The sequence below is a fragment of the Micromonospora sp. MA102 genome, from assembly GCF_025460765.1.
In the GTDB taxonomy this organism is placed as follows: domain Bacteria; phylum Actinomycetota; class Actinomycetes; order Mycobacteriales; family Micromonosporaceae; genus Micromonospora; species Micromonospora halotolerans.
The window spans coordinates 352,058-376,537 of the sequence record NZ_JAMWEG010000003.1 but is presented as its reverse complement, the minus strand read 5'-3'; the positions used below and the strand labels follow the sequence as shown (position 1 = coordinate 376,537).

The following is a 24,480-nucleotide window of genomic DNA, read 5'->3' as shown; positions in this document are numbered from 1 at the left end:
ACCAGGACCTTCCACTCCGGACCAGGTAGCGACGCGAAAGTCAACCACACACGACGGACAAGGCGTCCGCCATTTGTGCGACGGGACCGGAAATACTTCCGCTCTGTGTAACGGACTTGCCACGCGCGGGTGACGTTGGCCCTATCATCACTCGGGTCGGCTCACCCCATTTGCCGTGAGTCGACACCCCTCAGCCCGAGGAGGCCCCCGTGCCTGTGAGCGCATTGGACCAGCACCTCAAGCGGACGTGCCGCCCGTCGGCCCGTCCCGGAACCGCCGCGCCCGACCGGGGCGTACCCGGTCCCGCCGCGACGCCGCGGCGCCCGGTGCGGCCCTGCCCCGCCTGGATCGGGGAGGTGCGGTGACCACCTTCGGTTACGCGGACCGACCGGCCGGGGTGACCGGCCCGACCCAGCGAACACCCCTGAACGAACGCCTGGAGCCCGCTCCACGTGTCGCCGCCGACGGGACCCGCGGTCTCGCCGTCCGCGGTGAGGGACGGCGCGTCCGCAACCGCACGCACCACAACGAGGCGCCGGCGCGCCCGGCGGTGCCCGGCGGCAACGCGATGCCGGCCGCCGGCCGGCTCGGCGCCCCGTCCCGGCCGACCATGCCGGCCCAGGGCCGGCGCGGCGAGGCAGCGGCGAACAGCGAGCCCTCGGCCGCCGAGACCGCCGTGCTGCCCGCGGTGGCCGCCGGCGACACGGCCGTGCTGCCGGCTGTCCCGGCCGCCACCGCCCCGGCCACCGGCTTTCCGAGCCGCCCGGACCCGTCCGACCCGGCCACCGAGGTCTGGGCGCTGGTCGAGCGGGCGCAGGCCGGCGAGGCCGAGGCGTTCGGCCTCATCTACGACCGCTACGTCGACACCGTGTTCCGGTTCGTCTACTTCCGGGTCGGTAACCGGCAGCTCGCCGAGGACCTCACCTCCGACACGTTCCTCCGGGCGCTCAAGCGGATCGGCAGCTTCACCTGGCAGGGCCGCGACCTGGGCGCCTGGCTGGTCACCATCGCCCGCAACCTGGTCGCCGACCACTTCAAGTCCGGCCGCTACCGGCTGGAGGTGACCACCGGCGACGTGCTCGACGCCGACCGGGAGGACCGGGGCCCCGAGGGCAGCCCGGAGGCCGCGGTGGTCGAGCACATCACCAACGTCGCCCTGCTCACGGCCGTGAAGCAGCTCAACCCGGAGCAGCAGGAGTGCATCGTGCTCCGCTTCCTCCAGGGCTTCTCCGTGGCCGAGACGGCCCGCGCCATGGGCAAGAACGAGGGCGCCATCAAGGCGCTGCAGTACCGGGCGGTCCGGGCTCTGGCCCGGCTGCTGCCCGACGGCTTCCAGCCCTGACCCGACCCGTCCCATCCGCCCGGCGACCCCCGCCCGGGCGCGGGCGAACGTACCCTCCGCAGCTCGTGACGCGATCACTCTTGGTGATTTCGCCACCGACCGGGCCGTAACCGGCGACCGCCGCGAACCGTTTCTCCGGGTGCGACCAGTGGTTGTCTCGGCGTCCCCCGGGCCACCCGGTCCGGCGGGTCAGGTCGGCCGTTCCGGTCGATCCTCGGCCTCACGCTGCCACCGGTCGCTGGTGACGACGACGGCCAGCACGGCCGTGACCAGCGAGAGGGGGTGCCTGCGGTGGACAGCGACCTCTTCTCCCGTCGGCGTGCCGAGCGCTTCGCGCAGCTCCTCGACGAGGCCAACGGCGGTCGGCGGCACCACGTCCGTTCCCGGGCCGACGACGAACTCACCGCGCTCGTCGCGGTGAGCCGGCGACTGACCGCCGACCGGCCCGACGTCGAGGTGGACGGCGAATTCCGCACCGGGCTGCGGGCGATGCTCGTGGCCACCGTGGAACGCGAGGGCGTCGGCGCCCCGGCGAAGTCCGGCACCGCCAGCGGCGTCCGCGGTTCGCTGCTGCCGGCCATGACCGGGCGACGGGCCCGGGCCCGGGGCGCGATCCTGGTCGGCGTGGCCGCCGGTGCGATCGCCCTCTCCGGCATCTCCGCCGCCAGCGAGAACGCGCTGCCCGGCGACGCCCTCTACGGCATGAAGCGCTCGACCGAGCGCGCCCAGCTCGCCCTGGCCAGCTCCGACATCAGCCGCGGGCAGCTCTTCCTCGACTTCGCCCGCACCCGGCTCGACGAGGCCGCCACGGTCCGCGACGACCGGCTGGGCTTCAGCGCCGTGCTCGACGACATGGACGCCGACACCCGGCAGGGCGTACGCCTGCTGACCACGGTGGCCGCGCAGCGCTCCGACCCGGCGGCGCTGGACGCCGTCGACACGTTCCTCGGCGGCCAGCGCCGGGCGGTCAGCGGGCTGCTCGACCGATCGGACCACGCCGACCGGGACCGCACCCGCCGCTCCCTGGCCCTGCTCGACGCGGCCGGCCAGCGCGCCGACGCCCTCCGCGAGGCGATCGCCTGCGGGCTGCCGGCCCCGGCGGCCAGCGACGCGCTCGGGCCCGCGCCGACCACCTGCCCCAGCGACCGCTGACCCGGTCCGGGCAGCCGTCCACGCCACACTTCTCCCGCCGGACACCCGTCCGTCACATACCGCCGGATAGGCTCGGATGTGGCGTACGCGGTAGTCGAGGGGAGGTCGTCGTGACCCGGAGCCGGAAGGTGACGGTCAGCACCGACGTCCACGGGCACACCGCCGGCTGGGCGGAGACTCCCGAGGCGCCCCCGGTCACCGTCACCCCCGACCCGACGGCCGCCGCGTTCTTCGACGTGGACAACACGATGATGCAGGGCGCGTCGATCTACTGGTTCGCCCGCGGGCTGGCCGCCCGGAACTACTTCACCACCGGTGACCTGGCCCGGTTCGCCTGGCAGCAGGCGAAGTTCCGGTTGCTCGCCACCGAGCACGCCGGCGACATGTCGCAGGCCAAGGAGGCGGCGCTCGCCTTCATCCAGGGCTGGCGGGTGGACGACGTGGAACGCCTCGCCGAGGAGATCTTCGACGAGCTGATGGCCCCGCGCATCTGGGCCGGCACCCGCAAGCTGGCCCAGCGCCACCTCGACGTGGGCGAGCGGGTCTGGCTCGTCAGCGCCGCCCCGGTGGAGATCGGCCGGGTCATCGCCACCCGGCTCGGCCTGACCGGCGCGATCGGCACGGTGGCCGAGGTGGTCGACGGGGCCTACACCGGCCGGCTGGTCGGTGAGCTGATGCACGGGCCGGCCAAGGCCGAGGCGATCACCCAGCTCGCCGCGGTGGAGGGGCTGGAGCTGGGCCGCTGCGCGGCCTACAGCGACTCCGCCAACGACCTGCCGATGCTCTCCACGGTGGGGCGTGCGGTGGCGGTCAACCCGGATCCGGCGCTGCTCCGGCGGGCCCGTGAGCGGGGCTGGGACGTCCGTGACTTCCGCACCGGGCGGCGGGCCGCGAAGATCGCCGTGCCGTCCACGGCCGCCGCGGGGCTGCTCGCCGGCGCGGTCACCGCCGGGCTGGCTCTGCACCGCCGCCGCCAGCGCGTCGACTGACGCCGCCCCCCGGCTCGAAGGGTCAGGGGCCGAACGGGTCCGGGCGGCGTTCAAGCAGCCGGTGCAGGGTCTGCTGGATGGTCTCCCGCACCTGGTCGGCGAGGTTGAACACGACCAGTGGGTCGTCGGCCGAGTCGCGCAGGTGCGCGGTCGGGATCGGCGGGCAGAACTCGATCAGCCACTTGCTCGGCAGCGGCACCATGCCCAGCGGCCCCAGCCAGGGGAAGGTCGGCGTGACCGGGAAGTAGGGCAGCTTGAGCAGCCGGGCCAGCGGCTTGATGTCGGCGAGCATCGGATAGATCTCCTCGCCGCCGACGATCGCCACCGGCACGATCGGCGTGCCGGTGCGCAGCGCCGCCGAGACGAAACCGCCCCGGCCGAAGCGCTGGAGCTTGTAGCGGTCGGAGTAGAGCTTGCCGACCCCCTTGAAGCCCTCGGGGAACACGCCGACCAGCTCGCCGTTGCCGAGCAGCCGTTCCGCGTCGGGGTTGCAGGCCACCGTGCCGCCGGTCTTGCGGGCGATCTCGGAGACCACCGGCATCCGGAAGACCAGGTCGGCACCGAGCAGCCGCAGGTAGCGGTGCGCCGGGTGCCGGTCGTGCAGCGCGGTGGCGAGCACCAGCGCGTCCAGCGCCACCGTGCCGGAGTGGTTGCCGACCACCAGGCCGGCCCCGTCGGCGGGCACGTGCTCGACGCCGCCGACCTCGGTGCGGAACCAGTCGCGGTAGAGCAGCCGCACCAGCGGATGGAAGACGGCGTCGGTCAGGTCCGGGTCGAAGCCGAACTCGTCCACCTCGTAGTCGCCGGCCAACCGCCGCCGCAGGAAGGCCAGCCCCTTGGCGACCTTCCGGTCCCAGTGGTCCCCCGGCCGATCCGTCACCGCCGGGCCGGGTGGAGTCGGGTCGCCCGCCTCCCGTTCGGCGGGCCCGCCCGCCGGCTTTCCGGCGACGGCCTTCTTCGCGACGGCTTTCTTCGCGACGGCCTTCTTGGCCATGGCCTTCTTCGCGGCGGGCTTCTCCGGGGCGGCGTCGCCCGTCCGCGGGGCCGGCGCCGGCTCGTCGGTGGAGGTGTCCGGCTCGTCGCCGGCCGCCGGCGCCGCCTTCATCGTCGGCTCGGTGGCGGCCGCCGCGGCCCGCCGGTGTCCGTTGCGCCGCGCCGGCTCCGCGTCCGGCCGGGGCACGGTCAGCGGTACGTCGTAGCGGGCGTCGCCCCGCTCCTCGGCCGCGCTCACGAGCGCTCCCGCACGGCCGCCCGGACCTGCCGGATGCCCTCCAGCACCAACTGCTCGGCCGTGGCCAACTGGTCCCGGGTCACCACCACGCCGCCGTGGTGCGCGCGGATGAAGTCGTCGAAGGCGGCCGCCGTCGAGCGCGGCGTGAAGCCGTACTCGCGCTCCAGCCTCGTGGTGTCCACCACCCGACCGTGCACGAAGAGGTCGACCTGGTCCAGCCCGTAGCGGCCGAAGCCCATGCTGCGGGCGATCGCGGCCACCCCGGCGAGGCCCGGCTCCAGCACCGGCACGGCCACCCGGCCGGAGCGGCGGATGGCCTGGGACAGCGAGAGCACCCCCGGCCCGGCGACGTTGTACGTCCCGGCGTGCTCCTCGGCGACCGACCGGTGCAGCACCTGCAGGGCGTCGTCGAAATGGACGAACTGCAACCGCGGGTCCCGGCCGAAGACGGTGGGCACCACCGGTTGGGCGAAGTACCGGGTGAGCGTGGTGTCGGCGGTCGAGCCGATGAACGGCGCGAAGCGCAGCACGGTCGCGGTGACGTCGGGCCGGCGGCGGCGGAACCCGCGGACGTACCCCTCGATGTCGAGGATGTCGCGGCCGAAACCGCCGCGCGGCACCTCGCGCGGCTCGGTCTCCTCGGTGAAGACGGCCGGATCCCGGAACGACACCCCGTACGCGGCGGTCGACGAGCGGACCACGAGCTTGCGCAGCCGGGGCGCCCGCTGGCAGGCGGCGAGGAGCTGCATGGTGCCGATGACGTTCTGTTCCTTCATGGCCGCCCGGCCGCCCTGCTGGGGGTCGGGGGCGGTGACCAGCGCCAGGTGCACCACGGCGTCGACGTCGAGGTCGACCAGGAGGCCGCCGAGCGAGTCGAGGTCGAGGCGCACCCGCTCAACCCCGGACAGCAGGTCGGCCAGCTCGGGATTGGGGCTGGCCGGGTCGACCCCGATGACGCGGTCGATGCGCGGGTCGGCGGCGAGCCGGGCGGCGACGTGCGCGCCGAGATAGCGGCCGACCCCGGTCACGACGACGACCCCCGGAGCACCTGAGGTGCCACCGGGGGTCATGCCGTGCGCCTTGGCCGGCAGGTGGGATCGAGCCGGGACGTCCGCGGCCTGATCACCTGAGCCTCCGGGGGTCGACAGAAGGCAAGTGGTGCCGGGTGCCGGGCCGAAGCCCGGCCCCGGTCACTTGCCGAGACGGCGACGCTGGACGCGGGTCTTGCGCAGCAGCTTGCGGTGCTTCTTCTTAGCCATGCGCTTGCGGCGCTTCTTGACCACCGAGCCCATACGACAGCCTTTCGATGCAACGTGCGGGGCGGACCGGTAGACACCACAGGGGGTGGTGTCGGTGACCGCTTGCGGACAACGGACCGGACCAGCGTGGTGGGCAGGGCACACCAGAGTGCGGTCACGATCGGGGTCCAGGGTAGCCGGAGTGCGTCAGCAGGACCAACGCGCCCCCGTCGATGCCCGTTACGTCGCACTCGCCGGCTGGCCGGCGACGTGTCAGGCGGTCTCCTGGAACGCGCCCCGGAGGTATTCGTGCACGGCGTGCTCGGGCACCCGGAACGACCGCCCGACCCGCACCGCGGTCAGCTCACCGCTGTGCACGAGACGGTAGACCGTCATCTTGGACACCCGCATGACCGTCGCCACCTCGGCGACGGTCAGGAACCTGACATCCGACAGTCGAGCGTCGGACTGCGACCCGGCCATGGCTCACCGACCCATTCCCATGCCCGGCGCGTGCCGCCGGGCAGGTTGCTCCCGCCACGACGAGCGACGCGCGTGTTACCAGTACGGTAGCGGGACGGCTGTGACCGGCGCGATCCCTTCCTCCCTTTGATCATGGACGACTCCCCGTTCACCCCGCGTTGAGCTGGCGTTTTTCGCCCGGACGGGTGGCCTGTCCCGTTCACCGGAGCCTGCCTCGTCGCCGGGACGTCACTCGGCGCGCAGCGCCACCACGGGATCGAGCCGGCCGGCGCGCTGGGCGGGCACCACCCCGAAGACGATGCCGACGGCCGCCGAGACCCCGAAGGCGAGCGCCAGCGACCACCAGGTGATGGCCGCCGGGATGGGCGAGACCGCGTCCACCAGCAGCGCGGTGCCCACCCCGAGCGCCATCCCGGTCAGCCCCCCGATCGAGGTGAGCAGCACCGCCTCCAGCAGGAACTGCACGCCGATGTCCCGAGGCCGCGCGCCGACCGCCTTGCGCAGGCCGATCTCGCGGGTCCGCTCACGCACCGAGACCAGCATGATGTTGGAGACGCCGACGCCGCCGACCAGCAGCGAGATGCCGGCGATGGCGGCCAGCACCCCGGTGAGCACGCCGAGGATGTCGCCGAGCACGCCGAGGATCTGCTGCTGCGTGACCGCGCTGAACTCGGTGTCGGGGTGCCGGCGGGACAGCTCCGCGACGATCCGCTCGCCGAGCTGGTCGATCCGCTCCCGGTCGGGCGCCTTGACGGCGATGCCGTCGATCCGCTGGGTGCCCCAGAGCCGCTGTGCCGCGGTCACCGGGATGTGCACCTCGTCGTCCCGGTCCACGCCGAGGCTCTGGCCCAGCGGGGTGAACACGCCGATCACCCGGAACCGGACCCCGGCCAGGGTGACCTGCTGGCCGAGCGGGTCCCGGTCGGGGAAGAGCGCCCGCGCCACGGACGCGCCGAGCACCGCCACCCGGCGGCTGGTGTCCACGTCCGCGCCGGTCAGGTAGCGGCCGCGGGCCAGCGAGCGGGTGAAGACCGCGGGCGTGGTCTCCAGCACCCCCTGGACGGTGGTGAAGTCGGACCGGGTGCCGGCCCGGGCGGTCGCGCCGGAGGCGATGGTGACGGCCACCCGGCCGGGGTCGCCGACCACCCGGGAGACGGCGTCCACGTCCTTGAGGTCCAGCGGCGATACCACCGGCGCGGTGCCGACGTCGAGCTTGCCGGGCACCACGAGGAGCAGGTTCGAGCCGAGCCCCTCGACCTGCTGCTCGACCTTCTGCTTCGTCCCGGTGCCGATGGCCACCAGGAGCACCACCGAGGCAACCCCGATGATCACGCCGAGCATGGTCAGCGCGCTGCGCATGCGATTGGCCCGCAGCGCGTCCAGCGCCACCCGCCAGGCCTCGGCCACCCTCACCCGGCACCCCCGCGTTCGCCGCCGGTGCCGCCGGTGCCGCCCGCACGCGGAAGGCGTCCGGTGGCTCCGGTGGCGCCACCGGAGCCACCGGACGGGTGCCCCGGGCCGCTTCCGGACGCGGACCGGGGCTCCGCGCTGGGAGCGGCGTCCAGTGTCTCAGGTCGACCGTGGCCGCCCGACAGCGGTCGATCATGAACGGTGTCGGAGCGGATCAGCCCGTCCCGGACGGCGATCCGCCGGCGGGCCCGGGCCGCCACCTCCGGGTCGTGGGTCACCATCACCAGGGCCACACCGGACTCGGCGTTGAGCTGTTCCAGCAGCTCCAGCACCGCCTCGCCGGTGGCACTGTCCAGGTTGCCGGTGGGCTCGTCGGCGAGCAGCACCGTCGGATCGGTGACCAGGGCCCGGGCGATCGCCACCCGCTGCTGCTCGCCGCCGGAGAGCTGGTTGGGGCGGTGACCCAGCCGGTGCCCCAGCCCGACCCGGCCGAGCATCGCCGCGGCGCGTTCCCGCCGCTGCCGCGCCCCGACGCCCCGGTAGACCAGGGGCAGCGCCACGTTGTCCACCGCGGACGTCCGGGGCAGCAGGTGGAACGCCTGGAACACGAAGCCGATGGTCTCGTTGCGCAGCGTCGCCAGCTCCGGCGCGGTCAGGGTGGCCACGTCCCGGCCACCGATCACCAGCCGGCCGCCGGTCGGGCGGTCCAACCCGCCGAGCAGGTGCATGAGCGTGGACTTGCCCGAGCCGGAGGGCCCGATCACCGCCACGTACTCGCCCTGCCCGATGGTGAGCGACACCCCGCGCAGCGCGGGCACCGACACCCCGTCCAGCTCGTACGTGCGGGACACGTCGACCGCCTCGATCGCGGCGACGGTCACCGGAGTTCCTGGCCGTCGTGCACCTGGTCGGCGCCGCGCACCACGATCCGGTCGCCGGCGTTCACCCCGCTGACGATCTGCACCAGGTCCTGGCCCTGCACGCCCACGGTCACCGGCACCTGGTCGGCCTTCCCGTCCCGCAGCAGCCAGACCGCCTCCCGCCCGTCGGCGGAGAAGACCGCCGAGGCGGGCACGGTCACCGCGTCGGCCGCCTCGCGCACCCGGAGGTGGACCACGGCGTTCATGCCGGGGCGGGGCGCCGGCGCCGGCTCCCCCTCGCCGAGCCGCCCGGCGCCGAGCCCGAGCCGGACCCGGTAGGTGACCCCGCCCCGGGCCGAGCTGGTCGGCAGCACGTCCACCGAGCGGACCGTGGCGTCGTACGACGCGCCGGTCACCGCGTCCAGCTCGACCGAGGCGGTCAACCCGGCCCGGACCAGCAGCACGTCGGTCTCGTCCACCTCGGCGAGCAGGCCCAGCTGCCCGGTGTCCACCACGGTCAGCACCGGCGTGCCGGCGGTCACCCGACCACCGGCCGGCACCGCGTCGTCCACCCCGGCCGGCGGGCCGCCCTGCCCGGCCGCGCCCAGGGCCGACGGGTCGAGACCGGGCACCCCGCCCCCGGCCGCGCCGAGCAGCCCGCTGAGGTCGGTCGGGGTGGCCGCCCGGGTCCCGCCCGGCTGCACCACCCCGGCGACCGGGGCGCGCAGGGTCAGCGCGTCCACCGTCGCCTTCGCCAGGTCGTACGCCTGCTGGGCCTGGAGGCGCTGCGCGGTCGACAGCGCGCCGACGGCGCTGTTCAGCCCGGCCACCCCGCGCTGCACGGCGTTGACCGCCCGGTCGGCGGCGCGGGCGGCCGACGCGTACTGCTGCTGCGCCGACTCGACCTGGAGCAGCAGCGCGGACCGCAGCTGCGGATCGCCGATCTTCCCGGCGGCCTTGCGGGCGGCGGCGAACGCCTCGTCGGCGGCCCGGTCGGTGTCCCGCCGGCTCCCGCCCAGGTCACCGGCGCCGACGCCCCGGCCGGCCCGCTTCGCGGCGCGGAGCGCCTCACGGGCCTGCTTGAGCCGGTCCTGCGCGGACGGCGAGTCGATCACGGCGAGCACCTGCCCCCGGGCGACCCGCTGCCCGGGCTGGACGCGCAGGCTGGCCAGGGTGCCGTCGGCCGGGGCGGTGAGGGTGGCGGCGGCCCGGGCGGTCACCGTGGCCGGCGCGTCGATCACCTCGGCCACCGGGGAGCGGCCCGCCTCGGCCACCGTGACGGCGGGCGGATCGTCGCCGCACGAGGCGGCCGTGGTGCCGGTCAGTGCGACGACGGCGAGCAGGGCGACGAGGAGGCGCGGGCGGCGGGCCGCGGGCAGCCGCGGCGAGGGGGTGCGGGCCACCCGGCCATGCTACGACCCGTCGACCAGCGTCGACGTCTCAGCCGGCGACCGCCCGGAGGTACGCGACACAGTCGTCGTGCAGCGCCGGCCAGGGGTCACCGAACACCTCGTCGGCGGCCGCGGCCATCGGCCGCCGCTCGTGCACCACGGCCCGGAAGAAGTCCAGCACCCGCTGCTCCCCGTACCGGTCGACCAGGTGGCGCACGGCCAGGTAACCGATGCCGTAGGCCCCGCCGACCCGGTCGTCGGCCGCGTCGTCGGCCGGGGCCAGCGCGTCGAGCCGGCCGTTCCACCCGCCCCGGACGAGCTTGCGCACCTCGGCCAGGCCCTCGTAGCGGTCCACCGGCTGGCCGTCCGCGCCCGCGTACTCGGCCAGCCCCTCCACCAGCCACCAGTTCGACCGGTCCGCGTAGCCCCGGTCCGGCAGCGACGCCGCGTGGGTCAGTTCGTGCCGCAGCAGGTCGTCGACACCGGTCGGGGTCAGGCTCTGCGCGTTGAGCACGACGTCGTGGTGCCCGCCGCCGACGCCGACCGCGTACCCCGCGGTCCACTTCGGACGGCCACCGCCGTACCAGCGCTGCCACTCGGCCCGCCCGGCGTAGTAGACGAGATAGCGGTCGGGCGGCGCGCCGGCCACCGCGTACAGGTCGGCGACCTTCGCGGCGGCCTCGGCCTGGGCGAGCAGGCCGGGCAGCTTGCCCCGCAGTGCCGGGGTGGTGGCGACCACGGCCCGCTTCCCGACCGCCACGGCCAGGTCGCTGACCTCCCAGGGCCGCGCGCCGGCCGGCGTCGCCCGGGACTCCTCGACAGCGGTCAGCCGGGGTTCCCCGTCGCCCGCGACCCGCCACCGGGTGCCCATCCCGACGCTGCCCGGCGTGCAACCCGGCACCACGAAGCAGTAGCCGACGGTCACCGCCAGCCGCCACTCCCCCGGCCGCCCGTCCACCGCCACCGGCACCCCGTCCGCCGCCGGCCGCCAGGCGGTGACCCGCAGCGCGCGCAGCGCCGCGTACCGCCGGGTGAGCGCCGGCCGGGCGGCGGGCTCGGCGACGGCGAGGAAGCCGGTGCGGTCACCGTCGAGCAGCGCCGCGGCCTGCCGGTCGAGCTGGGCCACCATCCGCTCGGCGAGACGCTGCTCGGCCGGCGTGCCCCGGTCGCCCCGCTCCGCCGCCGGCCGTCCGGCCGCGTCGCGCACCAGCCCGAGCAGGAGTACGCCGGGAACGCCGCACGCCACCAGCACGAGAACGAGGCCGAAGGCGGCCCAGAGCCGCCACCGCCGCCGCCCCGCCGGACGCTGCGGTGCGCCCTCCGGCGGTGCGCCCTCTAGCGGCGGCCCGTGGGGAGCGACGGGCGAAGGGATGCCGGCAGCCGTGGGCAGGTGACCGGTCGGACCCGTCCCGGGCGCCGGGGCGATCTCGTCGGCTTCGACCGCGGTCGTCCGCTCCGCCGAACGGTCGCCGTCGCGCGGCACGGCAGGCGGCTGCTCGCCGCCGCACGCCGTCGGCCCGGCGGGCTGCTCGGCGGGCTGCCCGGCGCCGCTCGCCGCCGCCCCGGCGGGCTGCTCGTCGCCGTCGGTCACCGGCGAAGGGTACGACCAATCGGGCGATCCGGGAAGCGTCCCGCGCGCCATCCGAGCCGGCCCACGCTCCCCGTCACTCCGCGACCTGATGTCACCAACGACTGAGACCCGCCCGCCAGCTCAGTTCCGCCGCCGGCCAGCTCGATTCGGCCGCCCCGATTCGGCCGCCCCCGTTCGCCGCCATCCGCCTACAGCCGCGACCCACGCGACGAGATCTTGGTAGGAAACGGCCCCTGTAGGGGCCGGAATCGTCCAAGATCCAGGACTGGGCTTCGGCGGGCGGCAGACGGCGGGCGGCAGGGTCGGGGTGGTGAATCGCCTGCGACATCAGGTCGACAGTCGGCGGACGCGACCCGCCGGGTTGGGGCCGGGGCCGGTCCGACCCGCAAAGGGGTCCGGACCGGGCGTGAGTCGTCTGCGACATCAGGTCGACAGGTCGGCCGCGGCGACCGGGTAGTCGTCCGGCCGGACGGCGGCGGGCACCTCTGGCCGGGCTAGATCTTGTCGCCGGAGAGGGTGAGGAGGGCCTTGTCGAGAGCCCATAGGCCCACCAGGATCGCGCCGGGCACCGGCCGCCCGGCCAGGGCGAGCAGCAGCCCACCGGTGACGAAGCAGGCGGCCTGGACGCCCAGCTTGGCCGGTGCGGGCAGTGCCACGCTGGCCCGGGGCGAGCAGAACAGCCCCCAGACCACGGCGATCGCGAGCGGCGCGCCGAGCCCGGCGAGCAGCCGTACCGGCCAGCCGGCGTCGAGGGTGAACCCCCACCAGCCGGCGGCCGCGAGCATGGCCAACTCCAGCAGGAAGATGAGCGTGAGCAGGGCTGCCTTCACCGGGACCCCCAGTTTCGGTACGCGGTGTCCAGCGCGGCCACCATCTCGTCGAAGGAACGGTCGATGTCCCGGGGCAGCCCGAACCCGCCGGCCGCCTCGAGGGTGATGAACCCGTGCACGGCGGCCCGGAACATCCGGGTGGCGTCGACGGCCGCGTCGCCGCTGAGGTCGTACCCGCGCAGGATCGCGTAGATGGCGCCGACGGCCCGCTCGGCGGCGGCGAGGTGTTCGGGGTCGTCGGGGTCCGGCGCTCGCTGGGTGGCCGGGTAGCGGCCGGGGTGCCGGCGGGCGTACTCCCGGAAGGCGGTGGCGGCGGCGCGCAGCGCGTCGCCGCCGGCCCGGCCCGCGGCGGCGGTGGTCAGCTCGGTGGCGACCTCCGCGGTGGCCAGCACGGCCAGCTTCTGGTGCAGCGCGTCCGCGCCCCGGACGTGCTTGTAGAGGCTGGGCAGCGCGACGCCGAGCCGGGCGGCGAGCGCGGCCAGGGTGAGCCGGTCGTGGCCGACCTCGTCGGCGAGCACGGCCGCCTCGCGGACCACGGTCTGCGGGGTAAGGCCGGCCCTAGGCACGGGTGGTCACCGCCAGGAATTCCAGCAGGTCGGCGGCGGTGGTCTCGGGCTGGTCGGCGTGCGGGTAGTGGCCGGAGTCGGCGATCATGCGCGCCTCGGCGGTGGCGAAGTGCCGGCGGGCGGCCCGCGCCTCGGCGCCCGGGTCCGGGAAGTCCGGGTCCTTCGTGCCCATGAGCACCAGGACCGGCTGCCGCACCTCCCGGGCCCGCGCGGTCCAGTGCGGGTCGACCGGGGCCACCACCCCGCGCACCGCGTCCATCCGGCCGCGCAGCTTGACGACCAGCTCCTTCCGGTACGCGGCGTCGTCGGCCGGCCGCCCGCACGGGAACAGGGAGCGGTGGAACATCCCGAACAGCCGCGGGCTGCGCAGCACGACCGCCTGGGCGGCCCGCAGCACCGGGTTCGGCTTCGGCGGGGTGACGAACGGGCTGACCTGCACGATGCCGTTGACCAGCTCGGGGGCGTCGGCGGCGGCGAAGACCACGGCGGCGCCGCTGGACGAGCTGCCGACCAGGGTGGCCGGGCCACCGCCGAGCGCCCGGACCACGGCGAGCAGGTCGCCGCCCACCTCGGCGGGGGCATAGCCGGGCCAGTGCGGGCTGGAGTCGCCGTGCCCGCGCACGTCGACCGACGCGACCCGGTAGCCGGCCGACACCAGCCGGGGCACCAGGTGCCGGAAGCTCCCCCGGTTCTCCCCCATGCCGTGCGAGAGGACCACGAGCGGCCCCTCCCCGTGCACCTCGTAGGAGATGGTCCCACCGTCCCGTGCCACCTGGCTAACAGTCATAGCCGTAAAGCTAATGCCCTTAGCTTCAACCGTCAAGGGTTGACCTCAAGTCGGGTGGAGGTCGGAGGATCCCGCACATGCCGCTCACCGCAGACACCCACGTACGCCTGGCCCGCCCGAGCCGCGACCTGGCCGCCGCCGAGCGGTTCTGGGCCGACGGCCTGGGCCTGGACGTGCTCTACCGGGGCGCCGCCGACGGGCCCGGCGAGCACGACCTGGTCATGCTCGGCTGGCCGGGCGCGAGCTGGCACCTGGAACTGGTCGGCGGCGCGCAGTTGGCCGTCACGCCGAGCTCCACCGCGGAGGACCTGTTCGTGCTCTACGTCGACGGGCCGGTCGACGACGAACTGGCCGCCCGACTGGAACGAGCCGGCGGGACCAGGGTCTCCGCCGGCCCGTACTGGGACCACTGGGGGGTGACGTTCGCCGATCCGGACGGCTACCGGCTGGTGCTCTGCACCCGGACCTGGTCGAACGCCTGACTCACTTCTTCGACATCAGCGCGCGGCCGAAGAACATCATGTTGGCCGGGCGCTCGGCCAGCCGGCGCATGAGGTAGCCGTACCACTGGTCGCCGTAGGGGACGTAGGTGCGCACGGTGTAGCCGTCGCCGACGAGGCGCTTCTGCTCCTCGGGGCGGATGCCGAAGAGCATCTGGAACTCGAACCGGTCCGGGCCGCGGTCGAACCAGCGGGCCCGGTCCTCGCCGATGGCGATCAGGCGCGGGTCGTGGGTCGCCAGCATCGGGTAGCCGTCGCCGGACATGAGCACGTTCAGGCAGCGCACGTACGACTTGTCGACCTCGCGGGCGGACTGGTACGCCACCGACTCGGGCTCCTTGTACGCGCCCTTGCAGAGCCGCACCCGGGACCCGGCGCCGGACAGCTCGCGGCAGTCCGACTCGGTCCGCCGCAGGTACGCCTGGAGCACCGCGCCGGTCGACGGGTAGTCCTTGCGCAGCTTGGCCAGGATGTCCAGGGTCGAGTCGGTGGTGGTGTGGTCCTCCATGTCCAGGGTGACCGTGGTGCCGGCCGCGTCGGCCGCCGCGCAGATCGCCCGCGCGTTGTCGTACGCGAGCTGCTCGTCGAACATCTGCCCGAGCGCGGAGAGCTTGACGCTGACCTCGGCGGCCGGGGTGAGCGCGGCGGCGCCCAGCAGTCGCAGCAGCTTGAGGTATTCGTCCCGGGTGGCGTTCGCCTGCTCCGGGGTGACGGTGTCCTCACCCAGGTTGTCGAGGGTGACGGCCTGACCGTCGGCGACGAGTGCGCGGGTCGCGCGCAGCGCGTCGTCGGTGCCGGCGCCGGCGACGAACCGGCGGACGACGTCCCGGGTGAACGGGGCCGTCGCGACGAGCCGCTCGACCTGGGATGACCGGGAGGCGGCGAGGATGACGGAACGGAGCATGAGCCGAGCGTAACGCCCGGCGGTGGGCCCCCGCCGGGGGGCGGCGGGCAACGTCACGCAGCGTTCCGGCGGGCACCGCGGGGCGGCCCGGCTGGCGGGGATCCGCTACAACGATCACGTGGAACGACGCCCCCGACGCCGGCTCCGGTCGGCCACCGTGCAGCTCGGCGCCCTGACCGCCCTGGCCCTCGCCCTGTCCGGCTGCAACAACGGTTACGACGACGACGATGACGACTGCGCGTTGGGTCCGGCCGGCGGGGGCGGCGACACGGTCGCCGTGGCCCTGCGGCTTCCCGCGCCGGCCGCCGCCGCCTGGGACACCCCGGCGCCGGTCGCCGCTGCGCTGCCCGAGCGCGGCGGCTTCGGCACCCACCTCGCCTCCTGCGGCGGCTGACGTGCGCCGCGAGACCAGCACGCCGCGCCCGGACTGGGACGCCACCGTCCGGGCCCAGGGCCTGGTGTACGTCGACACCGAGCTGCCCGACGGCGGCGTCATGTCGTACTGGGACGAGACCGCCGCGTACGCCTTCGAGCTGGACGAGGTGCTCCGGCTGGAGGAGGCGACCGAGGAGCTGCACCGGATGTCGGTGGCCGCCGCCGAGCACGTCGTGGCCCGCAACCGGTACGCCGAGTTCGGTATCCCGGAGTGGGCCGCCGAGGCGGTCGCCCGGTCGCTGCGGGAGGGCCCGCCGACCCTCTACGGCCGCTTCGACCTCTGGTACGACGGCAGCTGGCCGCCGAAGCTGCTGGAGTACAACGCCGACACCCCGACCGCGCTGGTCGAGGCGAGCATCGTGCAGTGGTACTGGCTGGAGCACACCCGGCCGGACGCGGACCAGTGGAACAGCCTGCACGAGCGGCTGGTCGGCGCCTGGGCCAAGATCGGCGCCGGCCTGCACGACCCGCGGGTGCACGTGGTCTGGTCCGCCGAGGAGGAGTCCGGCGAGGACCAGATCACCGCCGGCTACCTGGCCGAGACGGCCCGCCAGGCCGGGCTCGACGTCACGCTCCTGCCGATCCAGCGGGTCGGCTGGGACGGGCGGCGCTTCGTCGACGCCGACGACCAGCCGATCACCACCTGCTTCAAGCTCTACCCGTGGGAGTGGATGCTGGCCGAGCCGTACGGGCCGCCGGCGCTGGAGCCGGGCACCCCGACGACGTGGATCGAGCCGGCCTGGAAGCTGCTGCTGTCGAACAAGGCGCTGCTGGCGGTGCTCTGGGAGCTCTACCCGGGCCATGACTACCTGCTGCCCGCGTACCTGGACTCGCCGCGCGGGATGACCGAATACGTGGCCAAGCCGCTGCTCGGCCGGGAGGGCGGGTCGGTGCGCATCGTCACCGGCGGCACCGAGATCACCAGTCCGGGGATCTACGGCGACGAGGGCTTCTGCTACCAGGAGTTCCGGGCGCTGCCCGAATTCGCGGGCAGCCGGATGGTGCTGGGCAGCTGGATCGTGGACGGCGAATCGGCCGGGGCGGGCCTCCGGGAGAGCGAGAGCCTCATCACGGACGGATACGCGCGGTTCCTGCCCCACTACATCGACGCGCCGCGTACCCCGTGAGTCGTCTACCGTTGGGGTCGTGAACTTCGACGCGTACGCCCGGACCGGTGTTGATCTCGTCAACGCCCGCCTGGACGACCTCGACGACCTGCGGGCCATCTTCCCGGACGACAACGCGTGGATGCGCGACGAGGTCGCCGATCGGGACCTGGCGATCTTCCGGCGGGCGCAGAAGCGCCTGCGCGACGTCTTCGAGTACGGCACCTCGGGCCGGGACGCGGAGGCGGTGACCGAGCTGAACACGCTGCTGGAGGCGTTCCCCGTCCAGCCGCGCATCTCCGGCCACGACTCCTCCGACTGGCACATGCACGTGACCAGCCGGGGCGCCTCGGTCAGCGCCGAATACCTGGCCGGCGCGGTGTGGGGCCTGTCGGTCTGGCTCTGCGAGTACGGCAGCGCCCGGTTCGGGGTGTGCGCCGACGAGCGCTGCGGCAACGTCTACCTGGACACCTCGTCGAACTGCTGCCGGCGGTTCTGCTCGGAGCGCTGCGCCACCCGCTCGCACGTGGCCGCGCACCGGGCCCGCAAGCGGGCCGCCGTCGGCGAGCAGGTGACCGTCCCGACCCAGCCCGAACCGCTCGCCCCGGTCAGCTGACCCGCCGGCCCCCTGGTCAGGCCTCGACCGGGGAGGGGGCGGTCAGGTTGGCCCGGGCGAACTCGAGGGACTCGCGCAGGTCCGCCTCGCGGACCGCGCGGCTCTTCGCGCCCCGGGTGGTGACCTCGACCGCCACCGAGCCGGCGAAGCCCCGGCCGGCCAGCGAGCGGAGCAGCTCGGCGCAGGGCTGGCCGCCCCGCCCGGGCACCAGGTGCTCGTCGCGTCCCTCGCCGGTGCCGTCGCCCAGGTGGACGTGGGCCAGGGCGGACCCCATCCGGTCGGCCATGGCCAGGGCGTCGGTGTGCGAGGCCGCGCAGTGCGACAGGTCCAGCGTGTACGCGGCGTAGCCGGTGTCGGTCGGGTCCCAGCCCGGCACGTACGGGACGAACTGCCGGCCGGCCATCCGCACCGGGTACATGTTCTCCACGGCGAAGCGCAGCCCGCCGAAGCGGCCGGCGATCTGGTCGAGGCCGTCGGCGAAGTTGCGGGCGTAGTCGCGCTGCCAGGTGAACGGCGGGTGCACCACGACGGTGGGCGCCTCCAGCGTCTCGGCCAGCTCGGCGGCCTTCCGCAGCCGCTCCCACGGGTCGGGGCTCCACACCCGCTGGGTGACCAGCAGGCAGGGCGCGTGCACCGACAGGACCGGAACGCCGTAGTGGTCGGCGAGGCCGCGCAGCGCGCCCGGGTCCTGGCTGACCGGGTCGGTCCAGACCATCACCTCGATGCCGTCGTAACCGAGCGTCGAGGCCAGCTGGAACGCCGCCGCGGTCCGCTCAGGGAAGACCGAGGACGTGGACAGGAGCACCGGAACGCGGGAAGTCACGCCCCTCAGGGTAGCCGCCCCCGCCACGGCGCATCGGGACGAGCATCCGCAAAGCGGACGACAACTCCCGCTCGGCCCGCACGACGCCGCGCGACGACCCGGCGCCGTCGCGGAGAACCGCAGGCCGGGATCACATCGGCGCGAGCTGGTCCAGCCGGCGCAGGATGACGCCCTCGCGCAGCGCCCAGGGGCAGATGTCCAGGCTGTCCACGTCGAGCCGGCGCAGCACCGCCTCGGCCACCACCGCCCCGGCGAGGAGCTGGTGGGCCCGCTGCGCGCTGACCCCCTCCAGCTCGGGCAGCTGGGCCGGCGGGATGTGCCGGATGAACCCGAGCACCTGCCGCAGGCCGGTGCGGGTCAGGCTGCGCCGCGCCCACAGCCCGGCCCCGGAGGGCGCCGCGCCGGCCAGCCGGGCCAGCGTCCGGAACGTCTTCGAGGTGGCCACCGGACGCTCCCAGCCGACCTCGGTGAGCTGCTCGACCACCGGATCGAGCTGGGCGTCGACGTACTCCCGCAGCTCCTCCACGGCCTCGGCCGACGGCGGCACGGCGCCGGACGGGTCGACCTTCAGCCGCTCCCGGCTCAGCCGCCCCGCACCCAACGGCAGCGAGACCGCCACGTCGGGGCCCTCGTCGATGCCGGCGGCCAGCTCCAGCGAGCCGCCCCCGATGTCCATGACGAGCAGCCGGCCGGCGGACCACCCGAACCAGCGCCGCACCGCCAGGAAGGTCATCCGCGCCTCGTCCGCGCCGGAGAGCACCTCCAGGCGTACGCCGGTCTCGTCCCGCACCCGGGCCAGCACCTCGCCGGCGTTGGTGGCGTCGCGGACCGCGCTGGTGGCGAACGCCAGCAGGTCGTCGACGTCCAGCCCGTCCGCCGCCGCGCGGGCCATGCTGACGGCCTTGACCAGCCCGTCGGCGCCCACGTCGGTCAGCGCGCCGTCCGGGCCGATCTGCTCGGCCAGCCGCAGCACCACCTTCTCCGAGTGGGCCGGCCAGGGGTGTGCGCCGTGATGGGCGTCGACCACCAGCAGGTGCACCGTGTTGGAACCGACGTCGAGGACACCCAGTCGCATGGTGACGACCCTAGGGCCAACACGTTTCGCCGGCTCGCCAGCCGGGCGGGGTCACCGCGCGTACGCTGGTCCGGGTGACTGGGCAGATCGAGCTTCACGTGCTGGTGGACGACCCTGACGACCCCCGTAGCCGGGAGGTCGGGCTGGATTTCCCCCGGGAGTGGATCGAGTTCGTCGACCCGGCCGACGCCAAGCACGTCGTACGCGCCGACCTGACCTGGCTGCTCTCCCGCTGGACGTGCATCTTCGGCCAGGGCTGCCACGGCATCGTGGCGGGCCGCGCCGCGGACGGCTGCTGCTCGCACGGCGCGTTCTTCACCGACGGCGACGACGAGAAGCGGGTCCGGGCGGCGGTCAAGCGACTCACCCCGGAGACCTGGCAGCATTTCCGCCGGGGCTTCAAGAACTGGACCGAGAACGACACGATCGACGGGAAGAACCCGGCCCGCCGGACGGCCACCCGCGCCGTCGACGCGCCCTGCGTCTTCCTCAACGACGTCGACTTCCCCGGTGGTGGCGGCTGCGCGCTGCACGCCCAGGCGCTGCGCGACGGGGTGCACCCGCTGGAATACAAGCCGGACGTCTGCTGGCAGCTGCCGATCCGCCGCGACCAGGACTGGCACAAGCGGCCGGACAACACCAAGGTGCTGGTCTCCACGCTCGCCGAGTTCGACCGGCGCGGCTGGGGCGCGGGCGGTCACGACCTGGACTGGTGGTGCACCTCCTCCACCGACGCGCACGTCGGCACCGAGCCCATGTACGTCTCCTACGGTCCCGAGCTGACCGCCCTGATCGGCGCCCCCGCGTACGCCAAGCTGGCCGAGCTCTGCGCCGCCCGGCTCCGCCAGGGCCAGGTCGCCCCGCACCCGGCCACCGAAGGCTAGTCCCGCCCGACGGCCGGCAGCACGACGACGCCGTCGTCGTCGCTGTGCACCTCCGCACCGGGCGCGAAGACGCAGTTGCCGAACGACACCGGCACGTCCCGCTCGCCGGCGCCGGTCTTGGCGCTCTTGCGCGGGTTCGTGCCGAGCGCCTTGATGCCGATCGGCAGGGCACCAAGGGCGGCGACGTCGCGGACCGCGCCGTTGATCACCACGCCGGCCCAGCCGTTCGCCACCGCCGTTCCCGCGATGAGGTCACCCATCAGGGCGGTGTGCAGCGAGCCGCCGCCGTCCACGACCAGCACCCGGCCCTCCCCCGGCTCGGCCACGATCGACTTGACCAGGGCGTTGTCCTGAAAACAGCGCACCGTGACGGCCGGACCGGCGAAGGCCCGGACCCCGCCGAACTGACGCAACTGGGTGTCGCACGAGCCGAGGGCGTCGCCGTGCCGGTCGTAGAGGTCGGCGGTCGTGAGGGTCTCCATGGTCGTCCTTCTCTCTCACTCGGTGAAGGGGTCCGCGGGCGATGACCGGTGCAGACGGGTGGCGGCGACGGCCGCGCCGGCCAGGCCGGCCGCGGTGCAGGCGAGGACGCCGGCCGCGCCCGTCCCGGCCGCGAGCGCGCCGGCCGCGCTGGGGATGAGCACCTGACCGAGCCGGTTGCCGGTGAGCCGCAGCGACATCGCCCGGCCGCGCAGCCCGGGCGGGGCCACCTCGGCCAGGAACGACATGGTCAGCGGCTGGCCCGCACCCAGCCCGAGCCCGGCCACCGCGACCACCACCAGCAGCACCGCGAACGGCAGCGGTGGCAGCAGCAGGGCCAGCCCGACGGCGGAGAGCACCACGGTGCCGACCAGCACGACCCGCCGGCCGAGGGCCGCCACGAGCCGGCCGAGCAGCAGCCGGGACGCCATCGAGGCGATCGCCCGGATCCCGAGCAGGACGCCGATGGAACCGGCGGCGATGCCGCGTTCCGCGCCGAGCGCGGGCAGGTAGACCAGGGTGATGTCGACCGCCGCCAGGACGACGCAGCTCACCGTGAGGGCGCGGACCACGCCGGGCCGGCGGAGCAGGTCGCGCAGGCCCCCGGCGCCGGAACCGTCGGCGGCCCGCCGGTGGTGTCCGGACGGGCGCAGGAACAGTGCGACGACCAGCAACGGCAGCGCCACCACCGTGGCGCCGAGGAAGATGGCCCGGGTGTCGGGGATCGGGCGGTCCCCGCCGAAGAGCACGATCAGGCCGGGACCGAGCGCCTGCCCCAGCGAGGCGGCGAAGGTGTAGTAGCCGAACGCGGCGTCGTACCGGTCGGCCGGGGTGCGGTTGGCGACCAGCGCCTGCTGGGCGACCACCGCGCAGAGGTGCGCGGTGCCGAGCGCCATGCTGGCCAGGACCAGGCCGATCACCGAGCCGGCGAGCAGCACGAAGCCGAGGCCGGCGGCGACCAGCAGGGCCGACCCGGCGAGCGCGACGCGGCGCTCGCCGAGCCGGTCCACGGCGTGCCCGGAAGGCACGGCCAGCACCAGGGGTACGACGGCGAAACTGGCCCCGAGCACACCCAGCCAGGCCCCCGGCACGTCCAGCTCCAACGCCCGGTACGCGGACGCCGGCCGGAGCATGAAGGTGACCGCCTGCACCGCGACGGTGTGCGTGAGCAGCAGGCCGGTCTGGGCGCGCCCGGGGACCCCGGGGCCCCCGGGCGCCACTCAGTCGGCCTTCACGGCGAGCACCGGGCAGGGCACCCGGAGCAGGATCTCCTGCGCGGTCGAGCCCATGATCAGCTTGCCGACCGGCGTGCGGTGCCGGATGCCGATCACGACCAGCGACACGTCCTCCGTGTCGACGATCTCGGCGATCTCCTCCGCCGCGTCCCGCCCCCGCATGAGCTGCCGGACGTCGTGCGGCACCCCGGCGGCGACCAGCTCGCGGACCACCCGGTCCAGGTCCGGCTCCTGGGCCAGGCGCGGGTCGACGTACGCGTCGCCGCGCGAGGTGTTCACCACCAGCACCGGCTCGTCGCGGAACCGGGCCTGCTCGATCGCGGCCCGCAGGGCCGCCTCGCCCAGCGGCGAGGGGACGTACCCCACCAGCACCGTCATGCCGTCACCGACCTTCCGCGCAGCGGACGGACCACGAACCGGCCGATCAGCGGCCAGAGGAGCACCACGGCGACCGTGGCGTAGATCAGCCAGGACACCCAGCCGCCGATCAGCCCGTGCAGCTCACCGCCGGAGAGCTGCAACGCGCGCCGGCCCTGCAACTCGGCACGCGGGCCGAGGATGACGCCGACGATCAGCGGCAGGATCGGCAGCCCGAAGCGGCGCATGCCGAAGCCGAGCAGACCGAGGGCGAGCAGCAGGTACAGGTCGAACGGCTGCGCGTTGACCGCGTACGCGCCCATCGAGGCGAAGAAGAGGATCCCGGCGTAGAGGTAGGGGCGCGGGATCCGCAGCAGCCGCGCCCAGGCCGGGGCGAGCGGCAGGTTGAGCACCAGCAGCAGCAGGTTGCCCACGAAGAGGCTCGCGATCAGCGTCCAGACCAGGCTGGACTCCCGCGTGAAGAGCAGCGGGCCGGGCTGGATGCCGTACCCCTCGAAGGCGGCCAGCATCACGGCGGCGGTCGCGTTGGTCGGCAGGCCGATCGCCAGCATCGGCACCAGCGTGCCGGCGGCCGAGGCGTTGTTCGCGGCCTCCGGCCCGGCGACGCCCTCGATGGCGCCCCGGCCGAACTCCTCCGGGTGCTTCGTCAGCTTCTTCTCGGTGACGTACGACAGGAAGGTGGGGATCTCCGCCCCGCCCGCCGGCACCGCGCCGAACGGGAACCCTAGCGCCGTGCCGCGCAGCCACGGCTTCCAGGACCGCTTCCAGTCCTGCTTCCCGAGCCACGGCTGGCCGACCGGGATCACCTCGCCGGACTTTCGGCGCAGGTGCGCGGCGATCCAGAGCGCCTCGCCCACGGCGAAGATGCCGACCGCCACCACGACCACGTCGATGCCGTCGGCGAGCTGCGGAAGCCCGAAGGTGAGCCGCTGCTGGCCGGACTGGTCGATGCCGATCACACCGATCGCCAGGCCGAGCAGCAGCGCGGCGAAGCCACGTACCCGGGACGCGCCGAGCACCGCGGTGACGGACACGAACGCCAGCAGCATCAACGCGAAGTAGTCGGGTGCGCCGAGGCTGATCGCGAACTGCACCACCGGCGGCGTGACCACCACCAGCAGCACGGTGGCGATGGTGCCGGCGACGAACGAGCCGATCGCGGCGGTGGCCAGCGCCTGGGCGGCCCGGCCCGCCTTCGCCATCTTGTTGCCCTCGATGGCGGTCACCACCGACGACGACTCGCCGGGGGTGTTCAGCAGGATCGAGGTGGTCGAACCGCCGTACATGCCGCCGTAGAAGATGCCGGCGAACATGATGAAGGCCTGGGCCGGCTCCATTCCGTAGGTGACCGGCAGCAGCAGCGCCACGGTCATGGCCGGGCCGATGCCGGGCAGCACGCCGACGGCGGTGCCGATGGTGACCCCGATCAGCGCGAACAGCAGGTTCATCGGGGTCAGCACGTTGGCGAACCCGTCGAGCAGGTTGGCGAAGTTGTCCATCTACAGGATCCCTTGCAGCACGCCGGCGGGCAGGTCGACGCCGAGCCCGATGGCGAAGGTGTAGAACGTGATCAACGACAGCGCGACGGCGATCAGCAGGTTGCGCACGTAGTGGCGGTTGCCCAGCGCGTAGGCCGAACCCCAGAAGAGGATCGTCCCGCTGATCACCCAGCCGAGCCGGTCGATGAGCACGGCGTTGACCAGGAACGCGCCGACCAGCAGCAGCACGGTGCGCCAGTCGATCGGAAGGCTCAGGTCGACGTCCTCGCCGGCCTCCGGCTCGCCCGCGCCGCCGCGGGCCACGTCCACCGCGTAGATCACCGCGATGACGAGCAGCAGCACGCCGAGCAGGATCGGCACCGGCTTCGGGCCGATCGGGTCGGCCGTGTTGATCGCGCTCCCGATCCGGGTCGTCGCGTCGAAGATGACGAACCCGCCGACCAGGGCGAGAAACGCCACCACGCCGTACTGCGCCCGGTCGGGCCGCCGGGCCGGCTCCGTTACGGCGTCCACCGCCGGGTCGGCGGCTGCCGGCTCCTCCGCTGCCGGCGCCGTCGCCGCGGCCGGGGGCGGTCCGGCTGCGGCGGCCTCCGGGCCGAGCTGCGCCGGGATGGCGGGTACGGCCGGGGGCCGGGGCGGCGGGTCGCCGCCCCGGTCCGGTCGCGTCGTCATGCC

27 protein-coding genes are annotated in these 24,480 nt (G+C 74.5%); 8 read left to right on the top strand and 19 right to left on the bottom strand.

The annotated features are described in order from the left end of the window. Positions 1-361: 361 nt before the first annotated feature. The 3 genes from NFX44_RS08360 (at position 362) to NFX44_RS08350 (ending at position 3,483) form a co-directional block, all read left to right on the top strand. Entirely contained in the window at positions 362-1,342 is a 981-nt protein-coding gene (locus NFX44_RS08360; RefSeq protein WP_262282930.1) for an ECF subfamily RNA polymerase sigma factor, BldN family, read from the top strand. A gap of 291 nt (positions 1,343-1,633) precedes the next feature. After that, positions 1,634-2,494, top strand: a complete 861-nt coding sequence (locus NFX44_RS08355; protein WP_262282929.1) for a DUF5667 domain-containing protein — start codon at positions 1,634-1,636, stop codon at positions 2,492-2,494. A gap of 56 nt (positions 2,495-2,550) precedes the next feature. Beyond that, positions 2,551-3,483, top strand: a complete 933-nt coding sequence (locus tag NFX44_RS08350) for an HAD family phosphatase (RefSeq protein ID WP_262283168.1) — start codon at positions 2,551-2,553, stop codon at positions 3,481-3,483. A gap of 22 nt (positions 3,484-3,505) precedes the next feature. On the opposite strand, the gene NFX44_RS08345 is transcribed toward NFX44_RS08350, so the two are convergent. From NFX44_RS08345 to NFX44_RS08295, 11 genes are all read right to left on the bottom strand, one after another. Continuing rightward, on the bottom strand, positions 3,506-4,477 hold the full coding sequence (locus NFX44_RS08345; protein WP_262283167.1) for a lysophospholipid acyltransferase family protein: 972 nt from the start codon (positions 4,475-4,477) through the stop codon (positions 3,506-3,508). 233 nt (positions 4,478-4,710) lie between these two features. Then, the gene (locus NFX44_RS08340) at positions 4,711-5,784 is read right to left on the bottom strand and encodes an NAD-dependent epimerase/dehydratase family protein (protein ID WP_262282928.1); all 1,074 of its coding nucleotides are present in this window, start codon (positions 5,782-5,784) and stop codon (positions 4,711-4,713) included. 120 nt (positions 5,785-5,904) lie between these two features. Next, positions 5,905-6,006, bottom strand: a complete 102-nt coding sequence (locus NFX44_RS08335) for an AURKAIP1/COX24 domain-containing protein (protein WP_007465623.1) — start codon at positions 6,004-6,006, stop codon at positions 5,905-5,907. Between the two features lie 219 nt (positions 6,007-6,225). Next, complete coding sequence (locus NFX44_RS08330) at positions 6,226-6,435, bottom strand: helix-turn-helix domain-containing protein (RefSeq protein WP_046564428.1); 210 nt, start codon at positions 6,433-6,435, stop codon at positions 6,226-6,228. Positions 6,436-6,663: 228 nt separating this feature from the next. After that, complete coding sequence (locus NFX44_RS08325; RefSeq protein WP_262282927.1) at positions 6,664-7,848, bottom strand: ABC transporter permease; 1,185 nt, start codon at positions 7,846-7,848, stop codon at positions 6,664-6,666. Continuing rightward, a complete protein-coding gene (locus tag NFX44_RS08320) occupies positions 7,845-8,726 on the bottom strand; it encodes an ABC transporter ATP-binding protein (RefSeq protein ID WP_262282926.1) in 882 nt (293 codons plus the stop codon). Before NFX44_RS08320 ends, NFX44_RS08325 begins: the two co-directional genes overlap by 4 nt. Beyond that, a complete protein-coding gene (locus tag NFX44_RS08315; protein WP_262282925.1) occupies positions 8,723-10,108 on the bottom strand; it encodes an efflux RND transporter periplasmic adaptor subunit in 1,386 nt (461 codons plus the stop codon). The genes NFX44_RS08320 and NFX44_RS08315 overlap by 4 nt, the downstream gene beginning before the upstream one ends. 37 nt (positions 10,109-10,145) lie before the next feature. Continuing rightward, positions 10,146-11,687 (bottom strand): hypothetical protein, encoded by a 1,542-nt coding sequence (locus tag NFX44_RS08310; RefSeq protein ID WP_262282924.1) that lies wholly within the window; start codon positions 11,685-11,687, stop codon positions 10,146-10,148. A gap of 494 nt (positions 11,688-12,181) precedes the next feature. Beyond that, the gene (locus tag NFX44_RS08305; protein WP_262282923.1) at positions 12,182-12,517 is read right to left on the bottom strand and encodes a YrdB family protein; all 336 of its coding nucleotides are present in this window, start codon (positions 12,515-12,517) and stop codon (positions 12,182-12,184) included. Next, positions 12,514-13,083 carry a TetR-like C-terminal domain-containing protein gene (locus tag NFX44_RS08300; RefSeq protein WP_262282922.1) on the bottom strand — a complete coding sequence of 190 codons (570 nt, stop codon included), beginning with the start codon at positions 13,081-13,083 and terminating at the stop codon, positions 12,514-12,516. Before NFX44_RS08300 ends, NFX44_RS08305 begins: the two co-directional genes overlap by 4 nt. Then, positions 13,076-13,870, bottom strand: a complete 795-nt coding sequence (locus NFX44_RS08295; protein WP_262282921.1) for an alpha/beta fold hydrolase — start codon at positions 13,868-13,870, stop codon at positions 13,076-13,078. The genes NFX44_RS08300 and NFX44_RS08295 overlap by 8 nt, the downstream gene beginning before the upstream one ends. 77 nt (positions 13,871-13,947) lie before the next feature. On the opposite strand from NFX44_RS08295, the gene NFX44_RS08290 reads away from it, so the two are divergent. After that, positions 13,948-14,352, top strand: coding sequence for a VOC family protein (locus NFX44_RS08290; RefSeq protein ID WP_262282920.1), 405 nt, complete (start codon positions 13,948-13,950; stop codon positions 14,350-14,352). Between the two features lies 1 nt (position 14,353). Here the strand turns inward: NFX44_RS08290 and NFX44_RS08285 are convergent, their stop codons facing one another. Then, positions 14,354-15,274, bottom strand: coding sequence for a proline dehydrogenase family protein (locus NFX44_RS08285; protein ID WP_262282919.1), 921 nt, complete (start codon positions 15,272-15,274; stop codon positions 14,354-14,356). A gap of 118 nt (positions 15,275-15,392) precedes the next feature. On the opposite strand from NFX44_RS08285, the gene NFX44_RS08280 reads away from it, so the two are divergent. From NFX44_RS08280 to NFX44_RS08270, 3 genes are read left to right on the top strand one after another with little or no spacing between them, the layout of a single operon-like run. Further along, entirely contained in the window at positions 15,393-15,668 is a 276-nt protein-coding gene (locus tag NFX44_RS08280) for a hypothetical protein (RefSeq protein ID WP_262282918.1), read from the top strand. Between the two features lies 1 nt (position 15,669). Then, positions 15,670-16,836, top strand: coding sequence for a glutathionylspermidine synthase family protein (locus tag NFX44_RS08275; RefSeq protein ID WP_262282917.1), 1,167 nt, complete (start codon positions 15,670-15,672; stop codon positions 16,834-16,836). A gap of 19 nt (positions 16,837-16,855) precedes the next feature. After that, on the top strand, positions 16,856-17,431 hold the full coding sequence (locus NFX44_RS08270) for a CGNR zinc finger domain-containing protein (RefSeq protein WP_262282916.1): 576 nt from the start codon (positions 16,856-16,858) through the stop codon (positions 17,429-17,431). Between the two features lie 16 nt (positions 17,432-17,447). On the opposite strand, the gene NFX44_RS08265 is transcribed toward NFX44_RS08270, so the two are convergent. Together NFX44_RS08265 and NFX44_RS08260 are read right to left on the bottom strand one after the other, a co-directional pair. Further along, positions 17,448-18,254, bottom strand: coding sequence for a sugar phosphate isomerase/epimerase (locus tag NFX44_RS08265; RefSeq protein WP_262282915.1), 807 nt, complete (start codon positions 18,252-18,254; stop codon positions 17,448-17,450). Positions 18,255-18,384: 130 nt separating this feature from the next. Beyond that, positions 18,385-19,329, bottom strand: coding sequence for a Ppx/GppA phosphatase family protein (locus NFX44_RS08260; protein ID WP_262282914.1), 945 nt, complete (start codon positions 19,327-19,329; stop codon positions 18,385-18,387). Between the two features lie 74 nt (positions 19,330-19,403). Here NFX44_RS08260 and NFX44_RS08255 point away from each other — a divergent pair, with 74 nt between their 5' ends. Further along, positions 19,404-20,213, top strand: a complete 810-nt coding sequence (locus NFX44_RS08255; RefSeq protein WP_262282913.1) for a hypothetical protein — start codon at positions 19,404-19,406, stop codon at positions 20,211-20,213. Here NFX44_RS08255 and rraA read toward each other — a convergent pair. From rraA to NFX44_RS08230, 5 genes are read right to left on the bottom strand one after another with little or no spacing between them, the layout of a single operon-like run. Next, entirely contained in the window at positions 20,210-20,695 is a 486-nt protein-coding gene (gene rraA, locus NFX44_RS08250) for a ribonuclease E activity regulator RraA (protein WP_262282912.1), read from the bottom strand. The genes NFX44_RS08255 and rraA overlap by 4 nt on opposite strands. A 15-nt stretch (positions 20,696-20,710) precedes the next feature. Further along, the gene (locus tag NFX44_RS08245; protein ID WP_262282911.1) at positions 20,711-21,913 is read right to left on the bottom strand and encodes an MFS transporter; all 1,203 of its coding nucleotides are present in this window, start codon (positions 21,911-21,913) and stop codon (positions 20,711-20,713) included. Further along, positions 21,914-22,306 carry a universal stress protein gene (locus NFX44_RS08240; RefSeq protein ID WP_262282910.1) on the bottom strand — a complete coding sequence of 131 codons (393 nt, stop codon included), beginning with the start codon at positions 22,304-22,306 and terminating at the stop codon, positions 21,914-21,916. It abuts the gene before it with no gap. Further along, the gene (locus NFX44_RS08235; protein ID WP_262282909.1) at positions 22,303-23,805 is read right to left on the bottom strand and encodes a tripartite tricarboxylate transporter permease; all 1,503 of its coding nucleotides are present in this window, start codon (positions 23,803-23,805) and stop codon (positions 22,303-22,305) included. The genes NFX44_RS08240 and NFX44_RS08235 overlap by 4 nt, the downstream gene beginning before the upstream one ends. After that, positions 23,806-24,477, bottom strand: a complete 672-nt coding sequence (locus NFX44_RS08230; RefSeq protein ID WP_262282908.1) for a tripartite tricarboxylate transporter TctB family protein — start codon at positions 24,475-24,477, stop codon at positions 23,806-23,808. Positions 24,478-24,480: the final 3 nt, after the last annotated feature.